General features: G+C 44.3%; 25 protein-coding genes and 2 pseudogenes. 6 read left to right on the forward strand and 21 right to left on the reverse strand.

Annotated features, from left to right (window positions below; translation table 11 throughout):
- Positions 1-102: transposase (locus ACWB1W_RS04550; protein WP_479370231.1), on the forward strand; the 102-nt coding region annotated here is incomplete at its 5' end.
- Here the strand turns inward: ACWB1W_RS04550 and ACWB1W_RS04555 are convergent.
- The 6 genes from ACWB1W_RS04555 to ACWB1W_RS04580 all read right to left on the reverse strand — a co-directional run bounded on the left by ACWB1W_RS04555 (position 99) and on the right by ACWB1W_RS04580 (position 5,341).
- Positions 99-1,412 carry a glycosyltransferase family 9 protein gene (locus ACWB1W_RS04555; protein ID WP_479370208.1) on the reverse strand — a complete coding sequence of 438 codons (1,314 nt, stop codon included), beginning with the start codon at positions 1,410-1,412 and terminating at the stop codon, positions 99-101. The genes ACWB1W_RS04550 and ACWB1W_RS04555 overlap by 4 nt on opposite strands.
- 15 nt (positions 1,413-1,427) lie before the next feature.
- On the reverse strand, positions 1,428-2,201 hold the full coding sequence (locus tag ACWB1W_RS04560; protein ID WP_479370209.1) for a hypothetical protein: 774 nt from the start codon (positions 2,199-2,201) through the stop codon (positions 1,428-1,430).
- 27 nt (positions 2,202-2,228) lie between these two features.
- Complete coding sequence (locus ACWB1W_RS04565) at positions 2,229-2,744, reverse strand: hypothetical protein (RefSeq protein WP_479370210.1); 516 nt, start codon at positions 2,742-2,744, stop codon at positions 2,229-2,231.
- A gap of 190 nt (positions 2,745-2,934) precedes the next feature.
- Entirely contained in the window at positions 2,935-3,882 is a 948-nt protein-coding gene (locus ACWB1W_RS04570; RefSeq protein ID WP_479370211.1) for a TraG/VirB4 family ATPase, read from the reverse strand.
- A gap of 98 nt (positions 3,883-3,980) precedes the next feature.
- Positions 3,981-4,586: a TraG/VirB4 family ATPase gene (locus ACWB1W_RS04575; RefSeq protein ID WP_479370232.1), complete on the reverse strand. Its 606-nt coding sequence runs from the start codon at positions 4,584-4,586 to the stop codon at positions 3,981-3,983.
- The gene (locus ACWB1W_RS04580; protein ID WP_479370212.1) at positions 4,535-5,341 is read right to left on the reverse strand and encodes a TraC family protein; all 807 of its coding nucleotides are present in this window, start codon (positions 5,339-5,341) and stop codon (positions 4,535-4,537) included. The genes ACWB1W_RS04575 and ACWB1W_RS04580 overlap by 52 nt, the downstream gene beginning before the upstream one ends.
- A 454-nt stretch (positions 5,342-5,795) precedes the next feature.
- Between ACWB1W_RS04580 and ACWB1W_RS04585 the strand changes: the two genes are divergently transcribed.
- Together ACWB1W_RS04585 and ACWB1W_RS04590 are read left to right on the forward strand one after the other, a co-directional pair.
- Complete coding sequence (locus tag ACWB1W_RS04585) at positions 5,796-6,872, forward strand: asparaginase domain-containing protein (protein WP_479370213.1); 1,077 nt, start codon at positions 5,796-5,798, stop codon at positions 6,870-6,872.
- 22 nt (positions 6,873-6,894) lie between these two features.
- A complete protein-coding gene (locus tag ACWB1W_RS04590; protein ID WP_479370214.1) occupies positions 6,895-7,719 on the forward strand; it encodes a hypothetical protein in 825 nt (274 codons plus the stop codon).
- Here ACWB1W_RS04590 and traF read toward each other — a convergent pair.
- From traF to ACWB1W_RS04625, 7 genes and pseudogenes are all read right to left on the reverse strand, one after another.
- Positions 7,716-8,357, reverse strand: a complete 642-nt coding sequence (gene traF, locus ACWB1W_RS04595) for a conjugal transfer protein TraF (RefSeq protein WP_479370215.1) — start codon at positions 8,355-8,357, stop codon at positions 7,716-7,718. The genes ACWB1W_RS04590 and traF overlap by 4 nt on opposite strands.
- A 22-nt stretch (positions 8,358-8,379) precedes the next feature.
- Positions 8,380-8,451: pseudogene (locus ACWB1W_RS04600) on the reverse strand (hypothetical protein); the annotation flags it as partial.
- A gap of 88 nt (positions 8,452-8,539) precedes the next feature.
- Positions 8,540-9,040 (reverse strand): S26 family signal peptidase, encoded by a 501-nt coding sequence (locus tag ACWB1W_RS04605; protein WP_479370216.1) that lies wholly within the window; start codon positions 9,038-9,040, stop codon positions 8,540-8,542.
- Entirely contained in the window at positions 9,037-9,480 is a 444-nt protein-coding gene (locus ACWB1W_RS04610; RefSeq protein WP_479370217.1) for a hypothetical protein, read from the reverse strand. The genes ACWB1W_RS04605 and ACWB1W_RS04610 overlap by 4 nt, the downstream gene beginning before the upstream one ends.
- A complete protein-coding gene (locus ACWB1W_RS04615; RefSeq protein WP_479370218.1) occupies positions 9,432-9,743 on the reverse strand; it encodes a hypothetical protein in 312 nt (103 codons plus the stop codon). The genes ACWB1W_RS04610 and ACWB1W_RS04615 overlap by 49 nt, the downstream gene beginning before the upstream one ends.
- A gap of 93 nt (positions 9,744-9,836) precedes the next feature.
- On the reverse strand, positions 9,837-10,253 hold the full coding sequence (locus ACWB1W_RS04620; RefSeq protein ID WP_479370219.1) for a hypothetical protein: 417 nt from the start codon (positions 10,251-10,253) through the stop codon (positions 9,837-9,839).
- Positions 10,246-11,172 (reverse strand): hypothetical protein, encoded by a 927-nt coding sequence (locus tag ACWB1W_RS04625; RefSeq protein WP_479370220.1) that lies wholly within the window; start codon positions 11,170-11,172, stop codon positions 10,246-10,248. The genes ACWB1W_RS04620 and ACWB1W_RS04625 overlap by 8 nt, the downstream gene beginning before the upstream one ends.
- A gap of 221 nt (positions 11,173-11,393) precedes the next feature.
- On the opposite strand from ACWB1W_RS04625, the gene ACWB1W_RS04630 reads away from it, so the two are divergent.
- Complete coding sequence (locus ACWB1W_RS04630; RefSeq protein WP_479370221.1) at positions 11,394-11,660, forward strand: HU family DNA-binding protein; 267 nt, start codon at positions 11,394-11,396, stop codon at positions 11,658-11,660.
- A gap of 261 nt (positions 11,661-11,921) precedes the next feature.
- On the opposite strand, the gene ACWB1W_RS04635 is transcribed toward ACWB1W_RS04630, so the two are convergent.
- Positions 11,922-13,442, reverse strand: a complete 1,521-nt coding sequence (locus tag ACWB1W_RS04635; RefSeq protein WP_479370222.1) for an HD domain-containing protein — start codon at positions 13,440-13,442, stop codon at positions 11,922-11,924.
- Positions 13,443-13,513: 71 nt separating this feature from the next.
- Here ACWB1W_RS04635 and ACWB1W_RS04640 point away from each other — a divergent pair, with 71 nt between their 5' ends.
- Entirely contained in the window at positions 13,514-14,392 is an 879-nt protein-coding gene (locus tag ACWB1W_RS04640; RefSeq protein WP_479370223.1) for a hypothetical protein, read from the forward strand.
- On the opposite strand, the gene ACWB1W_RS04645 is transcribed toward ACWB1W_RS04640, so the two are convergent.
- The 7 genes and pseudogenes from ACWB1W_RS04645 to ACWB1W_RS04675 all read right to left on the reverse strand — a co-directional run bounded on the left by ACWB1W_RS04645 (position 14,318) and on the right by ACWB1W_RS04675 (position 18,589).
- Positions 14,318-14,734, reverse strand: a complete 417-nt coding sequence (locus ACWB1W_RS04645; protein ID WP_479370224.1) for a response regulator — start codon at positions 14,732-14,734, stop codon at positions 14,318-14,320. The genes ACWB1W_RS04640 and ACWB1W_RS04645 overlap by 75 nt on opposite strands.
- A gap of 300 nt (positions 14,735-15,034) precedes the next feature.
- Positions 15,035-15,280, reverse strand: coding sequence for a hypothetical protein (locus ACWB1W_RS04650; protein ID WP_479370225.1), 246 nt, complete (start codon positions 15,278-15,280; stop codon positions 15,035-15,037).
- Between the two features lie 218 nt (positions 15,281-15,498).
- Positions 15,499-16,497, reverse strand: a complete 999-nt coding sequence (locus ACWB1W_RS04655) for a hypothetical protein (protein ID WP_479370226.1) — start codon at positions 16,495-16,497, stop codon at positions 15,499-15,501.
- 315 nt (positions 16,498-16,812) lie between these two features.
- The gene (locus tag ACWB1W_RS04660; protein ID WP_479370227.1) at positions 16,813-17,079 is read right to left on the reverse strand and encodes a hypothetical protein; all 267 of its coding nucleotides are present in this window, start codon (positions 17,077-17,079) and stop codon (positions 16,813-16,815) included.
- 8 nt (positions 17,080-17,087) lie between these two features.
- Positions 17,088-17,345, reverse strand: a pseudogene (locus ACWB1W_RS04665) (zinc ribbon domain-containing protein); the annotation flags it as partial.
- Between the two features lie 142 nt (positions 17,346-17,487).
- Positions 17,488-17,823: a hypothetical protein gene (locus tag ACWB1W_RS04670; RefSeq protein ID WP_479370228.1), complete on the reverse strand. Its 336-nt coding sequence runs from the start codon at positions 17,821-17,823 to the stop codon at positions 17,488-17,490.
- A gap of 310 nt (positions 17,824-18,133) precedes the next feature.
- Entirely contained in the window at positions 18,134-18,589 is a 456-nt protein-coding gene (locus ACWB1W_RS04675; protein WP_479370229.1) for a hypothetical protein, read from the reverse strand.
- Between the two features lie 424 nt (positions 18,590-19,013).
- On the opposite strand from ACWB1W_RS04675, the gene ACWB1W_RS04680 reads away from it, so the two are divergent.
- Positions 19,014-19,757: a PIN domain-containing protein gene (locus ACWB1W_RS04680; RefSeq protein WP_479370230.1), complete on the forward strand. Its 744-nt coding sequence runs from the start codon at positions 19,014-19,016 to the stop codon at positions 19,755-19,757.
- Positions 19,758-19,867: the final 110 nt, after the last annotated feature.

Raw genomic sequence — 19,867 nt, forward strand, 5'->3', positions numbered from 1 at the left:
CTCCCCAGCATGTGGACCAGGGCGTATTTCGTATCCACGGCGGGGAATGTGTCCTCGGAGACCATCAGGCGCTACATTGAGGCTCAGAGCACCTCTGCCTAGCGCCGTTCCTCCCACGACTCAAGCCGTGGGCTTCCCGGCGCTGTTTGTTGTGAAGAGCTAGGTTTTGCCCTTCTCCGTTCAAAAAGCAAATTAACCGCCTCAAGAATTGAAAAGTCCCTCCATGCCTTCCTGAAAAGCGAAAGCACTCTCTTCTTATCCGTATGGTGACAGTAATAAAGAGGCTTACCATCCCGAGCTCCGATGAGGATCCCTCTCTGATGTGGATAATACTTAATACGAAGTTCCGGAGGAATAGAAGTAAAAAGTACCACTGTAGGAACAGAAAAAGCATCGGCAAGATAAACCGTAACCGTATCAACGGTAATAATGGCGTCCATCCGGGAAACCAAGTAGGCAAAATGATCAAAGGTTTTGGAAAGTCCAGAAAGATCAAGAAAACGTGGATGCTTAAATTTGCAGGGAAGAAGAGTAACAACAGTAAAATCCGTGTTATTGATGAGGGCTTTTATGTGCTTGAATATAAACTGAGGAGGAATACTTCTCACTTTGGAGGTCGCACGAAAATGGTAAAGAAGAAAAGGTCCACGTTCCTCCTTCAAAGATGAAACAATAGGTTCCAATTCTTTCACTACATCATCGCTTATTCTATATGAACATCTCTTCTTTTCGGGTGGAATGGAAGAGGGATCAATGCCTATATGGAAGAGAAAATAGTCAATCATAGGCAGTGTATTGTAGTGACGATGCCCGGTCATCATGGAAAAGTCAAAATAAAAATCCGCTCTTTTAAGAAAGGAAACTGGTGCAGGAAGAAGACGAATAGATCTAACGTCCGGAATCTGCTTGAGAATAGGAAAAGATTTCGGCTTTATGGGATATAACATAAAATTTACTTCGGAAAAGTAAGTACGAAGATAGAAATCTAATATCTCCAAAGATGTTTTACCTACCAGAGTATCTCCCAGAGCACCACCAAAAGCAACAAAGGCAACATTAATCCTCTCTCTACCTTTAAAAGGTAAAAGCCTGGTTTCAAGCGAAACAAAGTCATTATAACAGGAAAAGTCAGGGGGAAGATTGAAATAATCAAGCGCCTGCTTCTTATCAACAATGAGTTGCGGCACAAAAAACTTGTTCCCCATAAGATGGCATCGTTGAGTCAATTTGCGTATCTGGTCAAATGGAGCAAAAAAAACTGAATCCGAAGAAGGTTTATTTTCGTCAACAGGAGGAAAATTAAGAAAAATCTCCTCCCTACCTTCTTTAAATTTTACTTTGGCTCCATGCTTGACATAAAAAAGAAAAAAACCGTGCAAAATATCTTTATCTCTAAGAATGTTTTTTTCCATAGTATCTCTCCCTTCTTACATGAGTTCCTCCGGTGAAAACAAAATTGAATTTAGAAAAGATTCGGGAGCTCTTTTCAGTGCTTCGATATTCTGATTAAAAAAAGCCGACCACTCAAAAATCTTCTCCTCTGGGGCAACCCAAATTAGTGAATTCTTTCGCTCATCGTCAGAAAAAAGTACAAAATGGGAAAGAGGAAGTGTTCGTTTCCCTACAATATGATCGAGTATAGCAGAAATAAGAAGAAGATCTTTATATCCATCGGGAGAAATTCGAATATGCCCCGGAAGGGCCTCTAAAGGAAAGTAAGTGTCAGAAGGAACAATGAAAAGAACAGTCCCTTCAAGGTTCTGTCCTGAAACAAGAAGAAAAATTTCATTATCCGGCAAAAAAACAGCCCTGTAAGTAATAATTCTTGAAAAGTCTTGGTGACCGGAATAAATGTAACCAAAGAGTTCTAACAGAGAGTTATCGTCTTCGGGCTTCCGGTAAGGAAGTAAAAATGTCTCAGGAAGAGGAGGCCTATCCTTGAAAGCAACGTGAAGTCCAATACCGAAAAGCTGAATTTGTAGCTCGGTAAGAAAAGAAAGAGCAGATTCAGGATCAAGAGTAATAGAAGAGGAAAGTGTTTTAACAAGAAGAGGATAGGGAACATCTCCTTTAAGAATTTGATCAAGGATAAGATAGAAAAGCTTTTCAGCAGAATAAGGAGAAAAGAAAGTATTGTTGTAAATGAGAGAAGAATCATGAGGAGAAGACTGAAGATTTTTAAAAACCTGAGAAAGAAGCATAGAAACCTCCTCGGTTTTTGGGAAAAATTATTTCTGGTGAGGAGTGAGGGAGCAATCCCCGGCGTTCTGAGCGTAGTAGCGGATGATGGTGCCTTCTATTTCGGCTTCGGATGCCGAAAGCCGGGGCTCGGCCGCGGCCATGGCCCCGGCAACCCCTGCGGCAAGGGATCTCAGGACCTGATCCTTGAAGTGGAAAAAGTCCGACTGCGAGCAGCCCGAATTGATGCAGTAGCAGCCTCCCAGGGCGTGCGGATTGACCTCTTCCGCGAAAAGATCTCTTCCGTCGTACCGCCAGGCGTACCAGTGACAGTCGTTCCAGGTCCCGGCCCGGCATTTCACGAATCCGTTCGCGCATACCCCGGAAACCGGTCCTTGAACCACGTATCTTCCGTCAAAGTTCCCGTCGAGGTCGGAATCGTAGGCCACTGAGATGAAGGAAAGATCACCTGAGGGTTGCGGCTGAACCAGTATCTCGAAAAGGGCCCGCGAGCCCGGGCAGTTTATACGGGCGATTCCCTCCTTCGAGCGATCGAGAGTTCTCAAGGGGACACTTCCCGTGGTGATGGCCTCCGTGATTTCCCGGAAACCCTCCTACGTGGTCCAGGTATTCCTCACCCGCGAGGCCGCCTCCGCTCCGGCGGAGACCGGATCAGTGCCATTTCCAGCGAAGGCGCCGGAGGCCACCGAAAAGAAGAAAAGCATGACGACCAGTATGCGCTTTCCGGTCTTCACTTCAAACGCCCCTTAAAAACTTTTCCATTTCCCGGTCTCTGCGGTCGGCGAGTTCCGTGAGAGCGGAAAGGAGGTCGCCAGACTCCCGGGCGAGGGCCTCGACCCGGGCCCACTCTTCGGGATCGGAGGTGCACACCCAGTAGAGGAAGCCGTCGGCGACCACTCTTACCGCCCCGAGGCCGTAGGGGGTTTTGATGCCTAATTCCGAATAGCGTGGCCTAGCAGACGAAACGGAGGAAAGAAGATTTTCTGCTCCTTTGAAGGGGAGGATGCCTTTTTCGATGGCTTCCCGGTACTGTTCGCTCGGCAGGAAGAAAAGGAATTCGCTGTTTCCGAGGATTACGGGTCCCACTTTACCGATGCGCTCCAGGTCCATGGGGCCCTGGAATACGGTGACGGTGCTACCGTTAAACTTTCTGGCCCGGCGGTAGGCCTCCTCCACCACGCCTGCGAAAAGTTCCTGGGCACCACCGCCGGTTTCGACCAGGGTGACTCCACATTCCTCGAAGAGAAGGACCTTGGGGATGGAGCGATCAAGAAGGTAGAGGTTGGCGGTGGCGGCGTTGAGACCGGTGAGGGTGAGGGCTTTCAGCAGCGGGGGAACGCGTTTGATTCTTTCGAGCTCGAGCACGACGAATGTGTCGGAGGAGAAGAAATCGACGGTGGCTTTACCGTTGAACCATCGGCCGTAATCGCCACTGGTGGTCCATTCGGCAAGAGTATAGGCCAGTCGGTGGGCGCGGAGGGCGAGGTCTTCGCGGCAGGATGAGGTTTTGTCGCAGAGTTCTTCCAGTTCCGGCCCGGCTTCCTCGGGGAATTTAGCGAGATAGAACCATACCAGGTCGAGATCGGCCTTTCGGCCTGCCTTCCCCCAGGCCCATCTTACTGCATGTCGCAGGAGGTTGGCCTCGATGTTATCGGGCTCTCCCTTCGAGCGGGAGTAGGCCATGGTTCCGTAGAGGGCGGCGATGGCGTCGAGATGGTGGATCCTTTCGTTTTGAGATTCCTGATCCTTACCTTCTGGAACCAGGGAGAAGGGATTGAGGCTTATGTTTTTTCTCCCAGGTCTATGTATCTTCCACCCACGAGCTTACAGAGTTTGCGGTAGGAGTAACCGATGTCGAAGATCCAGACCACGGCTCCCGAAGCGTACATGGAAAGCACATACAGATTGAGGAAGAAGGATTTGCCGCCCCCGGTGGTTCCCATCACGCACACGTTTTTGTTTCTGGCCACCGGATCGAAGGGATCGAAGGGGATAAGCTGGCCCTTGCGGGAGATGAGGATCAGGTGTGGTTTTCCTCCGCCGCAGTAATCGACCGCGACGGGAAGGAGGCTTGCCACCTGATCGGTCCTGGCCAGGAAATGGCGGTCGAGGTTTTGGAGATTGTCACCCTCGTTATAGAAACCGAAGGGAAGCGAGGCGATGAAAAGGGGGGTGAGGGGGGCGAGCCATTCGGATTCTTCCTGGGAGACGAAACCGCGGGAGGTCATAAGACGGGCGGCCCTTTTGGTGGCGGTTTCGCACGCGGCATCGTCGGCGTTCCAGATCCAGAAGATAGGTACGGCGTAAAGGTATTTGGCCCCTTTTTCCAGTTCGTTTACGGCCTGTAGATGTTCCCGGGCGTACTCTCCGATGAAACGGGTGATGATGGAATCTTCCTTTTCGACCTGTTTCTTGAAGAGGAAAGCTTTCGATCGGAGGGACCGATCCTGAGTTTGCCCTTCCGGACCTCCACCGGGTTCTCGGATAGGATCAGGTGGTCATAGAGGGGTCTTCCGGGATCCCAGTGGAGGTTCGGTTCGGGGTGTCCGTTGAATAGAAGGAAAAGTGTATGGATAAGGGATTCCGGGCCGAATTCCCGGGGAACGAGGTGGGCGCCCCGCAGGGTCTCCCGGAAGGCGGTTTTGAGTTCTGCGAGGGCTTCGAGGTCCTTTTCTCCGGAGACCGGCACTTTAAGGGCGAATATGAGGCGGAAGTCTCTCAGGGGGGTTCCAAGGAGGTGGGGGATGCCGCGGGTCCACTGCTTAAGGTGTTCAGCGTACCTTTTTATGGCTCCGGCGAGCACGGGGTTTTCCGCGGCCCGCTTTTTGAGCCGGACGTAGCGTTCCACGACGGGGGCCAGGTAGGGGAAGGAGATGAGGGTTACGGAGAGGACTCCGCGGGGCGGGAGGAGGTCGAGCATTCCGGTGAGGCTGCGATGGATGTTTTCGTCGGCTGCCAGAAGGGGCGGGCTCTCGAGCATGAATCCTGCGGTACCGTCCCGGTTGATGTAGAGACCCCTTTCGGGGTCGTAGGCCAGATAGGGAAGCCATTGCGAGAACGGATACCGGCGCGTCGCCTCCCGAATTTCCTCCCGGGTCACCGAGGCGAAAGGATTGGCCAGCCTCCCTATAAAAGAAAGCATGCCCTCCTCCGACGCAAATCTTTCCGAAATGGCTTCACCGTTCTAAAGGATATTCGGAAAGTGCTCGTTGAGTCGCGGGAAAATCCGGAAAATTCGGGCAAATTCAGTTCGATTTTCTGGATTCAGGGAGATGCTGGATACCAAATGGAAATGGCCTGGAGCCCCTTCGGGGCCTCAGGCCATTTCGATACCAATTCCAGATTCATTCCACTCCCACGCCATCCAATCCCATCCGATCCCAGATACCATTGCAAAAGTTGAGATAATACCTACTTTGTAAAAAGCGGGAGATGGGAGATAAAGTTGGGGGCTTGCAAAATCCAAGAAGGTTGTGGTAAAAAGAAAATTGGTTTTTGAAAATTAAAAGGCAGAAATATCTTTTGACTTTTGATTTTATCAAAATATATAAGGCTTTAAGGAAATTTTTAAAAATTTCTTTAAATAACTAAGAATTATGAACAAAACAAACAAAATTTTGATTGTATTAACAGGTGGGACTTTTGGAAGCTTTACTGATGAAAAAGGAATTGTTCGTCCTAGCGAGAAAAAGAAGGTAGAAAACATTGTTTCCAGCCTTTTAAATCCTTTTGAACTGTCTTTCAAAATTATAACTCCTTTTAATATTTTAAGTGAGAATTGTACTCCAAAACATTGGAATCAATTAGTGTTTGCTATATCAAAAGAAATTCAAAATAGCAAATACGACGGAATAATTATTACACATGGAACTGACACTATGGCTTATACTTCGGCAGCTCTGTCTTATATTGAGACGATATCTAAAAATATTCCCATTGTTATTACTGGAGCCAATTATCCTATTTTCAATAATTATACAGATGCTCCTGTTAATTTTCAAGATAGCATAACATTTCTTGAATGGGCAATAAGTCACTATTTAAAAGGAGTTTTTATTGTTTTTAATGGATATAGTAAAAATGATAAAGAACATCCTACCCGTATTCATCTAGGAACTAAAGTAAAAAAAGTAGCTTGGGAAGGTTATTGTTATAAGAGCTTTTATTTGGGTAAAGATTATATTGGAAAAATTTACAATAATGATATTGACTTTGATTTTCATTTGTATAATGAACTTTTCCCTCAAAAATATGTATTATCAAATCTAAACTATGGATTTTCTCCAGATATATTTGCATTAAAAGTTTATCCAGGTTTTAATCCGCTAATTATAGAACATGCTATAAACTTGGGAGCAAAATATATAATTTTAGAGCTTTACAATTCTGGTACTGGGCCTGCAGATCAAAGCGAATATTCTCTTTTACCTGTACTGAAAAAGTTTCGAAATAGAGTTTTATTTTTTGCTGTATCTCAACATGAAGGGGAAAAGGGAGCCACTATGGATATATATGAAACTTCTAATTTATTAAAAGAAACAGGAATTGTCCCTCTAAAAGATATAACATGGGAAGCTGCAATTCCTAAGTTAATGCTTGCTGCATATAATTATACAGATTATGAAAAAGTAAAAGAATTGATGTTACGTAACATTGCTGGAGAAATTTCTTGAAGTAATAAACATAATCTTTAAAGTGATAAGTATAGTTGTTTGTTTAGCAGTTCTAGTATATTTATTTAGTTTAATTTCTTATCATATCCAAAACAAATCTTCATATGAAAAACGTTTAACTGATACTTTTAAAAATAAAATCTTATATTTCTTGGGATTTAGCAGAGATGACGTTTCAAGACGCAAATCTATTTTATATTTGATTCTATGTATTTTCGCTCTCATTTCTAGCTGGACGACTATTTCTCCTTACCTCTTCATTGAAAAAAATATTAAAGTGAGGGATGTTTTTTTGCCGTTTACTTCAATATTTTCTATTTTAGCTGTATTAAACATAGCTTTTGCTTTAATTTTGGAAAAATTTATAGAAAAATTATATCCTCTGAAAGACAAGATAGATCCTAATACTGGAGAAAGAAATATTGTTGTAAGGGCTAAGACATTTCATGAATTTTTGAAAAACACTCGAGAACTAAATGTTATTGCAGAAAGAATAGGAAACTCTTTTGGTAGCACATTCAAAGATTCTGATACTATTCAAATGGATACTTTAATTGAACGCTGGAAAAGCACCGATGTACAAGTTGCTTATTTTTTTGACGATATAAAATATGAACATGATAATACTATGATTATTACATTAGTTAATCCATTTTGGACAGAACTTACTCTCTCTGATAAACAAGAAAGATTTCTTTATTGTAATTTTATTAAAAACTATATAAATGGTATTTTAAAAAATTTTCCCTCTCTCGTTGGTACTAATTTTTCGATTGAGTTATTATGTCGAGAAGGTAGTCTCCCACCGTCTTGCTCACGATGTAGAATTGTAATCCGAACAGATTAGTGTCTCACCGGCACGAGTCCTTTTACACCGTGGGCACCGAACTCGGAAGGAGATATTTCTCCCAGAGCTATGCGGGCGACGGTGTAGATGTTTCGCCGGAGAACCAGGAGGGCTTCGGCTCCGATCATGACGGGAAGCGGGGGAATGCCGGGATCGCGCAAGATGATGAAGGCCTGAGGGAGGTATTTTGCCCCGAGACGTTTCACGAAATCCGGGCGGGAGTCGGCGTCAACGACCACGAATCTCCAGCCGGTTTCCTCCGTAAACTTACGGCATATTTTTTGGGCGGGCTCCGAAAGAGGAGAGCGCCGTGAGACGAGAAGTACCAAGGCGAAGCGGTCTTTGAGTTTCTCCAGGAAGGATTTCATTTCCTCAGCCCTTGCGCGGGAGAGGGCGCGAGAGGCCGGGTAGTTGATGGGGAAGTCGGGGGCGTAGGATAACTCGGGGTGTTTGAGAAGAACAAAGGAGAGGGTGCCCGCGAAACGCACGGATTTCTCGCGGGCGGCCTTCATGTAGGTGGCCCACCTGACCACCTTACGGCCGGTCTCGGGCGGTTCGGCCGAGTACCAGCCCGCGGTGGCAACCCGTTCGGCGGTCGCCTTCCTCGGTTGGATCGGCCACGGCTTCCTCGGCGGCAAGCTCGAGGATCTTTTTAAGTTCGGAGGGTTTCATGCGCAGGGCTTCCTTATAGGTGGGCCAGCGGAAGGGCCTGGTGTTTTCCTGCGCCTTCCGTTTTTCGGTCTGTTTCTTTTTATTCTCAGGCTTTTCGTATTTTTCGTAGGCGTACCAGCCCTTGCGAACATCGTGAGCATGAAAAGGATCAGAAAAGCGGTACGGGACATGAAAGGACCCTCTTCATCGGAATGGGACCGAAATAGCGTGAATCGTAGGAATGGGGAGTGCCGTCGCCCGCGACGAAGATGTGGCCCGGGGGAATTACCGTTTCCGAATTTTCCGGGAGCCAGGGAGTGAGGGGCCGTCCGTCCCGGGTGCGAAACTTCTCCGGGCCGAGATCAAGGGCCCGTCCCTCGCGGGTGAGGCAGAGGAAGTGTTTTCCCCGACGCACGATTCTTTCCCCGGGGAAACATACGGCGTGTTTGATGAGCTTAATTTCCCGGGGAACGATAAAATCGTTTTCGGGGGGAAGGAATTCCAGGAGTTCGAATCTCCGGAGTGTTTCGGGACAGCCGCGGCGCAGAAGCACCCTAGCCCCGGCCGAAGGGGTTGCGGAAATGATGAGGTGCGTGGCGAGCCCATAGGTCAGAAGGCCGCCTATGAAAAGAACCGTAAAAATCTTGTAAATACAACTTGAGCACTTCATTCCGAAGGCGTGGGGGATTCCTCCGGCAGCGGAATTTTCATAGAGCCTGACCGGGGAGCGATCAGGGGGATTCTCAGGCCACCCCTTACCACACAGCGGTCGTCCAGGACAACGGCCTCCGGTGGAAGTCTCGAGAGCACGGTGTCCAGGTATTTCCGAACGGTCTCATATCTAGATTTTTTGAACACCCTCACGATCCGGTTGACGTCAGTGGCGGATATGCGAACCCACTGAATGCGCTCGGGCCTGAGAACCACCGGAGGAGGAACGTCGTAGTTCTTCCCGGCGGTGCGCTTCCTTTCCGCCTCTGAAGCCTTTTTTGAGGAGTGTCCACCCAACTGTGGAGATTTTAGAATAAGCAAATTACAAAAGGAGGGTGGACACTCCCCCTTCAAATCTCCACCCTCTTCCTTATCTTCTCCCTTATCTCCTTTACCCATTTCGGCCCTTCTTCGGTTGAAACCTCTTCCTTTACTCTTGAGCCTGAACCCAATTCCCTCTCTTCTATATCTCCCGCTTCCGTCCCCGGTTCGTTTCCATCTCTTATTATCCTCTCTGCTATTTTTTCCCCAGATACATCACAAACATCCTTCCTTTTCCTGCCTCTCTTTCTTTTCCTTAAGGTCAGTTCTTCCTCCGCCTCGTCAAGCAAAATACATCGAAAATAGCCCATCCTGTCTGCTTCCTCTATTACCCTTTTCAATACTAGTCCCCTTACGCTCCTCGGAATCCGAGATAATATCTCCGCTGCTTTTCCTTCAAGCGCTATCGTGAATCTTTTTGTCACTTCTCCCTCCTACCATTCCGTCCTTACCTCTATTACCGGCCACTTCCACGTTCTCAGCCACTTCAAAAAATATTCCTGTAATTTCCGTGCTTCTGGAGACGCTTCTTCTACTATCACTATGTACCCTTCTCCTTCTTCTTTTATCTCCCATACCACTTCCTTACACCTCAAATTCCCCCAATTGATTGCTTCTTTGTCACACCCGATCTCTTTTATCTTCTCCAATTCTATGCAATACCCTTGACTAGAGGGTTTATATAAATTCGTTATCAAAAAGTTTACGTTTCCCTTTAGTAAGCCTATATCATTTGGATAGAGAAGATCGGGATCTAAACCTGCCTTCCGTAGATCTTCTCGTATCTCTTTCAAAAAGAGCCATTCTTTATGTAAAGTTGGAAAAATCGAATAAAAATCTTTCCTATTCATTTCGTCTGATTACCTCTTCTAGTATGTATTTTGCTTGGCCTTCTACATTTGCCATCTCAGGATCCTCAGGAATTAATGTTACCTTGTGCCCTAGTTTCTTTACGTCAAAATAGTGTGTTCCGCCTCCTATCCCTATAACCGTATCCACTATCGCTGTTATCTCTCCTACTTCTGCTTTCAAGGAAGAAAGCAACATCTCGGCATATCTTTCTTCCGCCCGGCGCTTAGCTCCGCTTAAGTCCAGCTTTTCACCGTAAAAACTGCCACCTCCTCGCCTCAAAAATTCCCTTAATACACGGGGGGGGAGCTCCCTTAAAGGCTCTCCAAGCTCTCCCCTGAAAAGTTCTACTAATTTCATTACCCCTAATCGCCAAAGAGTTGCTCCCTTCGTTATCCTGAAGTCGTCCCCTTGATCCTCTATCAAAAGCCAGTCAACCGTGTTGTACCCTAGGTCAAGAACCAAAATGTACTCGGCCCCGGGAGGAAGATTCTTCCTTACCTGCCAGTAACCGCCCTGGCCCTGGGGAACTACTACGCCTCCCTTCACTTCCTCGTCAAGGAGCGCTTCCATACTGTCCTTCTTCGGCCAGCTACCGGGAGGAATGCTTACAACCACCATATCAAAATCCGATTTCTTTCCTTTTTTCTCAATCAAGAGGCGGGAATATTCAATGACAAGGGGAACCATCCTTAGTATGTCGGCATAATCACTAGGCCCGTAACAGCCGGGCTCCACCCGAGCATCCCTTCCCAATACAAATCTCTTTCCGCTTCGGCTTATGATTATCTTGTCCTTCGATTCCAGAGGTGTAGGAGAATATTCCGCCATCAGAGACGGAAAAGAAAAAGAAAAAATTCCTTCATCCAGGTACGCAACCTTCGTTTCTCCAAACCCCGGATCAATACTCAGAACCTTCATGTTCTCCTCCTCGAAGTTAAAGAAATAAGAAAATAAAAAATAAATAAGTTAATTATTTGTTCCCGTATAACCCCGGTTTTTTTGTTTCCATTGTTGATAAAATTAAAGTTCGGCGGGAAAAATTGATTTGCGAGTCAATAAAAATGGAGTTCGGCGGGAAAAATTGATTTGCAAATCAATTTTGAAAGGTAATTTTTCCTTAAAAAAAAGGAGGTTCGGGAATGAATAAGAGAGAGTTGATTGAAAGAGTTACTGAGGAACTAGGAGGAGGCAGGAGTCTTGCGGCAAAGGCGGTCAATGCGGTGATAGATGTCATCAAGAAGGCTCTTGAGGACGGAGAGGATGTGCGGCTTGTGGGCTTTGGAACCTTTCGTGTTATTGAGACGAAACCAAGAAAGGGAAGAAATCCTAAAACGGGAGAGGTTATCGAAATTTCGGCGAAGAAGAAGGTCAAGTTTCAGCAGAGCAAAACATGGGATCTGTCCTGATAATTTCGGGGGAGTTTTCTCCCCCATTCCGGTCCCTTATTCTTCAGGGCAAAAGACCATTAAAGGTATCTCTGGCCGCTCTAATGGAACTCCTTATTGTTCAGGAAAGCAAAAGATAGTGTAGTTTCCTTATAGCAAATCGGAAGAGATTAAAAAGGCGGCTGGAACTTTTCTTTGGGAACTCCTTATTGTTCAGGTATCAACTGCTGAACAGAACGTTGCAGTACAGGCAATAAGAACTCCTTATTAATCAGGTAGGAATTATTTGCTTCCAGATGAGGCCCTTCTGAATGAGTGAATTTTTGCAACCCTAGGATTTTCCTTTCTGATTTTTTCAAGATCTCCCGGCATATATCCGAAGGAAGTAGCCTTTATCGGTGTGAATATTGCCCGATATTCGGAATTTCCTATCTTAAAAGAATACCACCTTCCGAAATACCCCACCTTTACATGTCCTGGGACAAGAAGATCTTTTTCCATAAACCAGGCTACAATTTGTTTGAGGGTGTTATTTTTTCCTCCGGCAATGATGGGAGCGTTTTCCTTTTCAAGATTTTTTTCCTTTACCACACGTAAGAAAGATTCATAGATGGCATCCGGCCTTACGTAAACCGTTCCGTCGGGTTGAGAAATTGCCACAAAACTTCCTTCAGGTGCATCGGGAGGAATGGGAAGATCGGGATTGTTGAGCTCTTCCTCCGTAAGAGACCTGTTTATAAGAGGCGTTATTTTTTTAAGGATTTCTCCCGGCTCTACCCCCTTTGGGGTTATGCCCTCAAAATCTTCCCCCATTCCTTGCTGGTTTAAAGAAGAGGACTCAAGAACCTTTTTCACGTCGGCCTGAGAAATTTCCTTTTCCCGTGCCAGCCTGTCAGCGGTCTGAAGGAGATAAAGGTCATACTCCTCGGCACTTGAAGGGGGATATTTTACGTTTTCATGGTGGTGCCTTTCCACGGTGGCGAGAATGTCGTGCTTATGGGGATAGGATTCGGGGATTATTTCGGTAAGTATTCTGGCGGAAAGGATAGGGTGATCTCCGGTGGCATAATTTTCTTTCAAATAGCTCTTGCCTACATCATGTCCCAGAAAAATTAGAAAATATTTCCCCGGAAGAAGGTCAAAAACAAACGGCATTTCTTTTTTGACCAGTTCGATCCCGATGAGGGCTGTATTGATAGAATGTTCCAGTAGGGAAATATTTTTTAGGATAGAATAACCGATGGAGGCATCTCCTGAAGCGGCTGATACTACGGAGGACTTATCTTCTGTGTCAGCGAGCAAAAAGAGAACCTTCAAAACGGCTTCATAGGCTCCTTCTTTTAAAAGTTTTTCTTTTAATGGCAGGATGCTTTTCTTGAGGAATGTGGACAACGGAGAGGGGCCGTCGAGAAGATATTTTTCCATCTCTGATAAGGTTTTGTCCTCGGTCAAATACCCGGCATCTTTTTCTTCCGTAGCTTTTGGCTTTTGATCAAGGATAGATTCAGATGAGATTTCTCCTGAAGCTTTGTCTGAAGTTACTTTCGGTTTACCTTTTTCTGTTGCTCCCTGCGGAGGTCCAGTGGTAAAAGGTATCTCCTGTTTTGTAATTATTGCTTGATTTTGGCTCCAGAGAACTTTTGCAAGATCTTCAAGCCCTATTTCAACTTCCTTACCATTGATTAGTTTCCTGCAAATTTTGTCGAGAAAAGGGTCTCCATAAAAAGGAATTTTTCTATATTTTCCGATCTTCCAGGTAACATATAGAAGGATTGGAGAAGTCGCTAGCAGGATTTCCTTCAATGTAAGCCTCCTGAAAAGGACCTTTGATTTTTAATTATTATTTCAGACACACTTAGAAAGGGAGGTTTTTTATGAGGGTGGATCTTAGTTTTGCCGATGTCGTTGTTTCTCCTAACAAGATTAAATTTTACGGCAAAAGGGAAGGAACTATAAGGGTGGACGGGACAACGAAGAAGGTACCGGCGGTTAAGGAAGGAGAGATAAGATTGCCCCTGGAGAGGTTTCTCGAAGTCCTGGGAAATATTCTGGCAAATTCTATTACACTGGTTCCAAAAGCATCAGAAAGGACTGAAAAATTAAAAGAAACCGGAGAAAATACGGGAGCGGAAAATACGGAAGCGATGGGACAGGAGATCAGCAACCGTGGGGAAAAGGCCGTGAATACGGGTAGTCCTAAGGAAGAGGAACAGATGGAAGATTCTGAAAAGGAAGAAGATAGAATTGAGGTACAGGGAGAAGAGGAGCGTGGGGAAAGGTCGAAAACGGAGGTCTTCCGTTTCAAGGGACGGGACGGATTTTCAGTGCTCCTATTTCCGGTCAGAAATGGGGTATATTTTTCAATTGCACGGAGGGAAAACAATGAGATTGTAGAAAAATCGGCGGGTTGGGTGAGGCCTTCAAGGGTTCTCGTGTTGGCAGAGGCAATAGGAGCCTCCCTTCACGAAGGAAAGCTTTTGAGGACCCTTGCGGGATCGATTCTTCTGGCAGAGAAGGGAGAGGTTTCCTTTATGGATGGTTCCGCCGGGACTACCCTGACGGGAACTCAAAGGCGGGAACTCTTCAATCTCATCTCGGCAAAATTTCTGGGAGCAAACGGACGATTGGCCTTCCGAGCAGGAAGAGTTTCCATCAGAGAAGACGGTCAGGGGAATTTTCTATTGAGGATGGGAAGGAATGAAGGCAGGCTTTCTCCCGGAGATTTGATGATACTCAGGAGTGTCTGCCTTTAAAATTTCCCGGATAGTCTGCAAAAGCTCAAAAAATGTGAACGGCTTTTTCAGTACCCGAAACGGTTTTTGCAGAGAAGTTGTGGCGTTCCTCAGCTTTTGAGGGTCAACATATCCGGTCATTATTATAAGGGGGCAATTGATCCAGGGGAACAAATCACAGGCCATACCGTCTGGTAGGAGGCAGTCGCTAAGAATAAGGGAAAAATCTTTCCTTTTCAGGAGAGATAGGGCCCCTTTCAGGGAAGGGGCCGTTTGAATTTCCCAGTTCGGATAATAGCTTTTTAGGAGATTTTTCAGGGTTTTTCTTATATCTCTTTCGTCTTCTATGATGAGAATTATCATATTGATTCTCCTTTTCGAGGAGGAAATTAGCAAAAAATTTTTGGATGGCCCATTAGTAGGAACTCCTTCAAACAAATTGTAGCCTGGTTTATGGAAAAAGATCTTCTTGAATAATCAGGACTTCCTTCCTACACCGAAGTTTTCTCGTTCAAAAAAAGCCCCGATTTTTTGTTCGAGAAACAGTTTTTTCGTTCAAAAAAGTCCCGATTTTTTGTTCGAGAAACGGATTCAAGAAAACAAAAGATAAAAAGGCCCTCAAAATGAGGGCCTTTTAAATTTATTGCCCGGTTTTCTTTTTCGTTAAACGGTGTTTCCCTTAAGTTCTTTCACAAAAGCATCAATAGGATTTTCTCGCTTACCGACTTTTTTGGGAATATTAATTCCTCTTTTTCGTAATTCGGTAACGATTTTCATTACCTGAAACTTACTGATCCCCAATTTTTCGGCAATTTCAGTAGAAGTCATATTAAGATAGTTTTCATAGACAAACTTTACATCTTCTTTGGTTACCGGCCTACTACGCTTCTTTCTTACCTTTTCTTCCATACATGCCTCCTTTCGATCTTTTATGTATTTATCGGTTGTTACTTTATTGAACTTAATACGTATTGTCAATATTTTGAAAAAAATCGGTTCTTGCTAAGAGAGAAATTATTTTCTTATGCTTGAGAAGGGAATATACTTAGAAAAGCATTTAACAAGAAAGGCCCTCAAAGAGGGCCTTTCTATAGAAAAGGGGCGGAGTTTTAAGTTAAGCCGGGCCGTTATTCATCCCACAAAGGTTCGTCATCAAGGAAAATTAAGGGAATTATGTATTGCATATAGTCAGGAATTTGTTCCTCGGAAATAAAATTTCCATTGATTTTTAAAATTCTTTTTTCCTCTTTGAAATTTACCGGAAAAATAGGAAACTCATCCGATTCAGCTAAAGTCATAAAGTGACCTACAATATCGAAGTCCATTTCAGCATGGTAGGTCTGGCCAAATACTTCCGCATCAAGGGTTCCATACAATTTTGAGATTACAGGAAAGACGAAATTTGGATCATTGACTTGTTCTGTTTTCATCTCAATGGTTATGTTTCCATTTAGCCTTACTCTCCCGAGCCCTAGGTCTTTAGTATCATATTCAGCATCATAAAGACTTATGATAGTTTTATCATAAGAGCTACAGTTTTTGATTCCTGGCGAAAGATTTAATGCAGGCAAACAAAAGGAAGGATCAAAGAAAGATTCTGTTTCTGCTCTGTAGAAAGTTTTGCCGTCTTTTTGACATTCTGTTACCAGATGGTAACGAGGATTGGGCCTACCGGTATCAGCCACAATACCCTCTACAATTTCAGCCAGTTCTTCATCAACTTCAATTCTCTGTTCATCCAGTTCTATCCATCCGGTCCAGTCTTCATCTTCATTCCACTGCATATTAACATTTACTTGATAATTTCTTCCTTCTATATTTATTATACCACTTCCGGTAAGTGTTTCAGCTATAATAAGACAATTTTCGACGTCACTTTCCTTTTCAAAATCACCGGTAATAATGTAATTTAAGTAAACATCAGGTTCAATTTGGTAACGTCCATAATGGTTATCAAAGTGGTAGTGAGCTCTTTCGGTGTGTCTCTGAGGAACATTATCTTTAAAGGTTTCAATTAAGGCTGAACCTCCGGCTTCATCGGATACGGTTATAACACAAACTTCTGTTCCCTTGGCAAAAGTGGGAAAAATCAGGATAGAGAGCAGGATTATTAGGAGCTTTTTCATAGGCCCTCCTTATAATGAAAGTTTTGGGTTTTATAGCAAAAGATGTTCAGGAAAACAAGATTTTTAGGTGCTTATTTTTTTCAAAGATTTCATAATCTTATTCATTAGATATTGTCTGTGTTTAGGAGTTGAAAAAGGACAGAGAACTTTTATTAAATACATCAAGAAGTTTTCATCAGTCTTTCCTCGATAATGAAAAAAAGGTATTGAAAAGAAAAATTGAAGAGCAAATCAAAGTTTGACCAAGTATTATGAAGGAAAGAGCCTCCCTAATATCACCGCTGAGATGATCAGCACTGTTTGCCAGGCTTCATGTCAGGCCTTAGAGACCAGGGCATAGTTAAGGTCGGCTAAAACCTTTTCGGCGTTGTCTCTAGTAATTCCGTATTGAGCCAATACTGATGGTTGAGTACCTAATGCAGATCCTAAAATGTTAATGGCTCCACTATTTCCAATCTTTAATGCTGCCCTTCCTGAAAGAGAACCACCCGTAGTAACTTCCCCTTTCCATCCCATGTACTGTCCCAGGAGTTCAGCGGCGAATCGGAGGGTTTCGTCTCTAAAAGCACGGTCCTGAAGCATTTCATGGGTTACTGTCTTGGGAGAGGGAGCCGAATTCGAGAGTCTGGGAGCCGGTGGAAAAACGGATAAGGGCCGGTTTCCCGTCCGCTTTGCAAGATGTTCACACTCGCGTTGTAATCCCTGTCCATAAAAGCCCCGCATTCGGGACATCTATGAAGCCTCTGAGCCAAAGTCTTGGGAACTCTAAAACCACAAACAGAACAGTCCTGAGTCGTATAGGACGGGTCAACCCTCACCACCCTTGCCCCCGCCATCACAGCCTTGTAGGTGACAAGGGTAAGCTCTAAACTTGTAGGTCAGTAAGAACTTAGTCTCTTCCTTATATAAAAAAACAAGCTTTCATTATAAAAAGAAAAAAGGCCCTTTCCTTTCGGGAAGGGCCTGGTAAAGGAGAAGAGCTATCAAAGCTTAGTGGACCAGCGGTCGGTTTCCGGACAGCGCCGACCGGGGAACCTCAATGGGAATTCCGGCAACACGGATAAGGACGTAGTCTTCTTTTTCTTGTTTCTTGTCGTGATTATCTTTGTCCTCTTTCTGTTCCTGATTCTCTTCCTTTTCCACGGGCAAAGTGGTGAAGCTCCAGGTTAGGATACTACCAAGCCTCTTTTTCCAGTAGATAAAGAGCTTGTCAGGGAAGAAAATGGTAATAAGTGGCAGAAGTAGAAAAGAGACTACGAGGCCAAATCCAATGAGTACTCCTACGATTCCAATTAGATAACCAATAGCATAACCAAGTTGATACATAGGGCCACCTCCTTGATTGATTTGGGATTTTTTTTGAAAAAAAAGGAAGCGGAGGCAGCCCTATCCCCAGGCGGGGAAAGAACTGCCCCCGCCCGGGGGTACATGATCAGGAAGCTACTTCACACGTGTGCCTTATGCGGCAACTGACAATCTCTTTTTTCTCTTTTTGACGTAAATTTTGATTAATTTGGCAGTGAATCCTATCGCTAATATGATAGCTCCACCTACGGCAAAACCTTCCATCCCTGTAAGTTCTAACATAGTTTTCCACCTTTTGTTCCAATCTATTCTTCCTAATTGGATTTATGGGTTACTTAGGCAGTATTCCGAGGAGTTTTCCTAAAAGTTCTAAAATTTTTGGATTGGTCGCCACGATCAGAGCGCCTAGTCCGATCAAAATCATATATAGAGGGTAAAAACGTTTTTCTATTTCGTTGAAATGTTTTTCTATTTTGTTGAAACGTTTTTCCATTTCAAGGCGCAACCCGGCTATTTCTTCCTTTAGTTCGCTTTTCAACTGAAGCAAATCGTACTTGGTAGCCAGTTCCTCTTTGAGCTCCTCTTTAAGTTCCTTTTTAACTTGTTCTGCAACTTCAATTTTGATGTGAATTTCTTTTTCTTTAGCTTTTTCTTCTAGTGCTTGAAATACGGCATCAAGTGCTTTAATAACCGGTTCTGCTTTTTCTTTTCCTAATGCTTCCTGAATGCTTTTTACAGCTCGGAAATAACTATTCATGGTTTCTTTATATATCGTCGTTTTTTCCATGTCCACACCTCCTCGCAGTTATTTTTTTTTTGATCCCTGGCGAGGAGGCTCTCCCTGGTGGGGAGAAAACTTCCTCCCCACCAGGGGATTGCGGCCCTTTCTGATTTGCCCCGGCCCGGATCGGAGCAAATCAGGTGAAAATCTTTGGGAATGAAAAAGAAAGAAAAAAGAATATAAAAAAAGATATTTTTTCAGTCTTTTATCAAAGAACGAAAGAATCTCTTTTATTATAAATTAAAAACAGATTTCTCGAAGGAAAGCTATTTTTTTGCTGAAGTGGAAATTTCGATCTTTTTTCCCTTGACAATACTTCAAAGTTTCCTTCATCCTGGAAAAAGGAAAGAAGCGGTATTTGCGCCTTTCTGGTAGTTTGTTTTTTTATATCTTAGAGGAAGAGCCGAAAAGAGGTATAAGAGGAGGCAAAATGAAAGCTTCTCTCGACAAAAATACGACGTATTTAATAACGGACACCTCCTGGTGGATGGAGATGGCAGATAGGGGGTGGAAAGTCAAGCCGCCCGCTGGAAGTGTCTTTCTTATCCCCAACGTGGTTTTCAGAGAGCTTGACGGCCTGGCTAAGAACAAAGAGAAGGCTCAATTAGCAAGAAGGGCAGTAAGAGAGATAGCAGAACTGGCAAAAGAAAGAAAAGCTCGCTTGCTTGAGGTTAACAGAAAAGAAAGGTGGGACGCCCTTCAAAGCAAAGCCGATGAGGAGATAGTAGAAGCAGGAAAGGTGTTAAAAGATAACGGGTATAAAGTCAAACTGTTAACTATAGACACCGGGCAAAGGGCCCTTGCAAAAATGATGGGGGTTGAGACGGAGGTGAATTTCAAAGAAAGAGTAAAAGACGAAAATGAAGTTTTTAAATTTTTCAAATTCCTTTTGAAAGGGATATTTTGGTTTCTTATGTTTTCATTTCTTATTGTTTTACTCGCAAACGGAGATATGGGATCTGGTTTTCTGTTTCTGGGAATTGCAGGTGGATATATCCTCTACAGGAAATGGAAGACTGCCAGAGAATATAACCGGCGGTTAAAGCCGAAAATTCCGCCAAGCAGGAGAGAAAAAGCTTTCTTTGATGATAGCTATACAAACCTAGATCCTCTTGATGCTCCTATTCATCCTCTTGGCTTGGGGTATCCTAGACTTAGAGATTCTGGAGACTGATAATTAAAGGGGGGATTCCTTCCTTGATATTAATGGGAGCATTTTTTAGGCAACATTTCTCTTCGGGATCCGTTCCTATTTTTCGTTCCGAAAAATAGGAACGGATCCTA

Source organism: Aquifex sp., assembly GCF_056494385.1.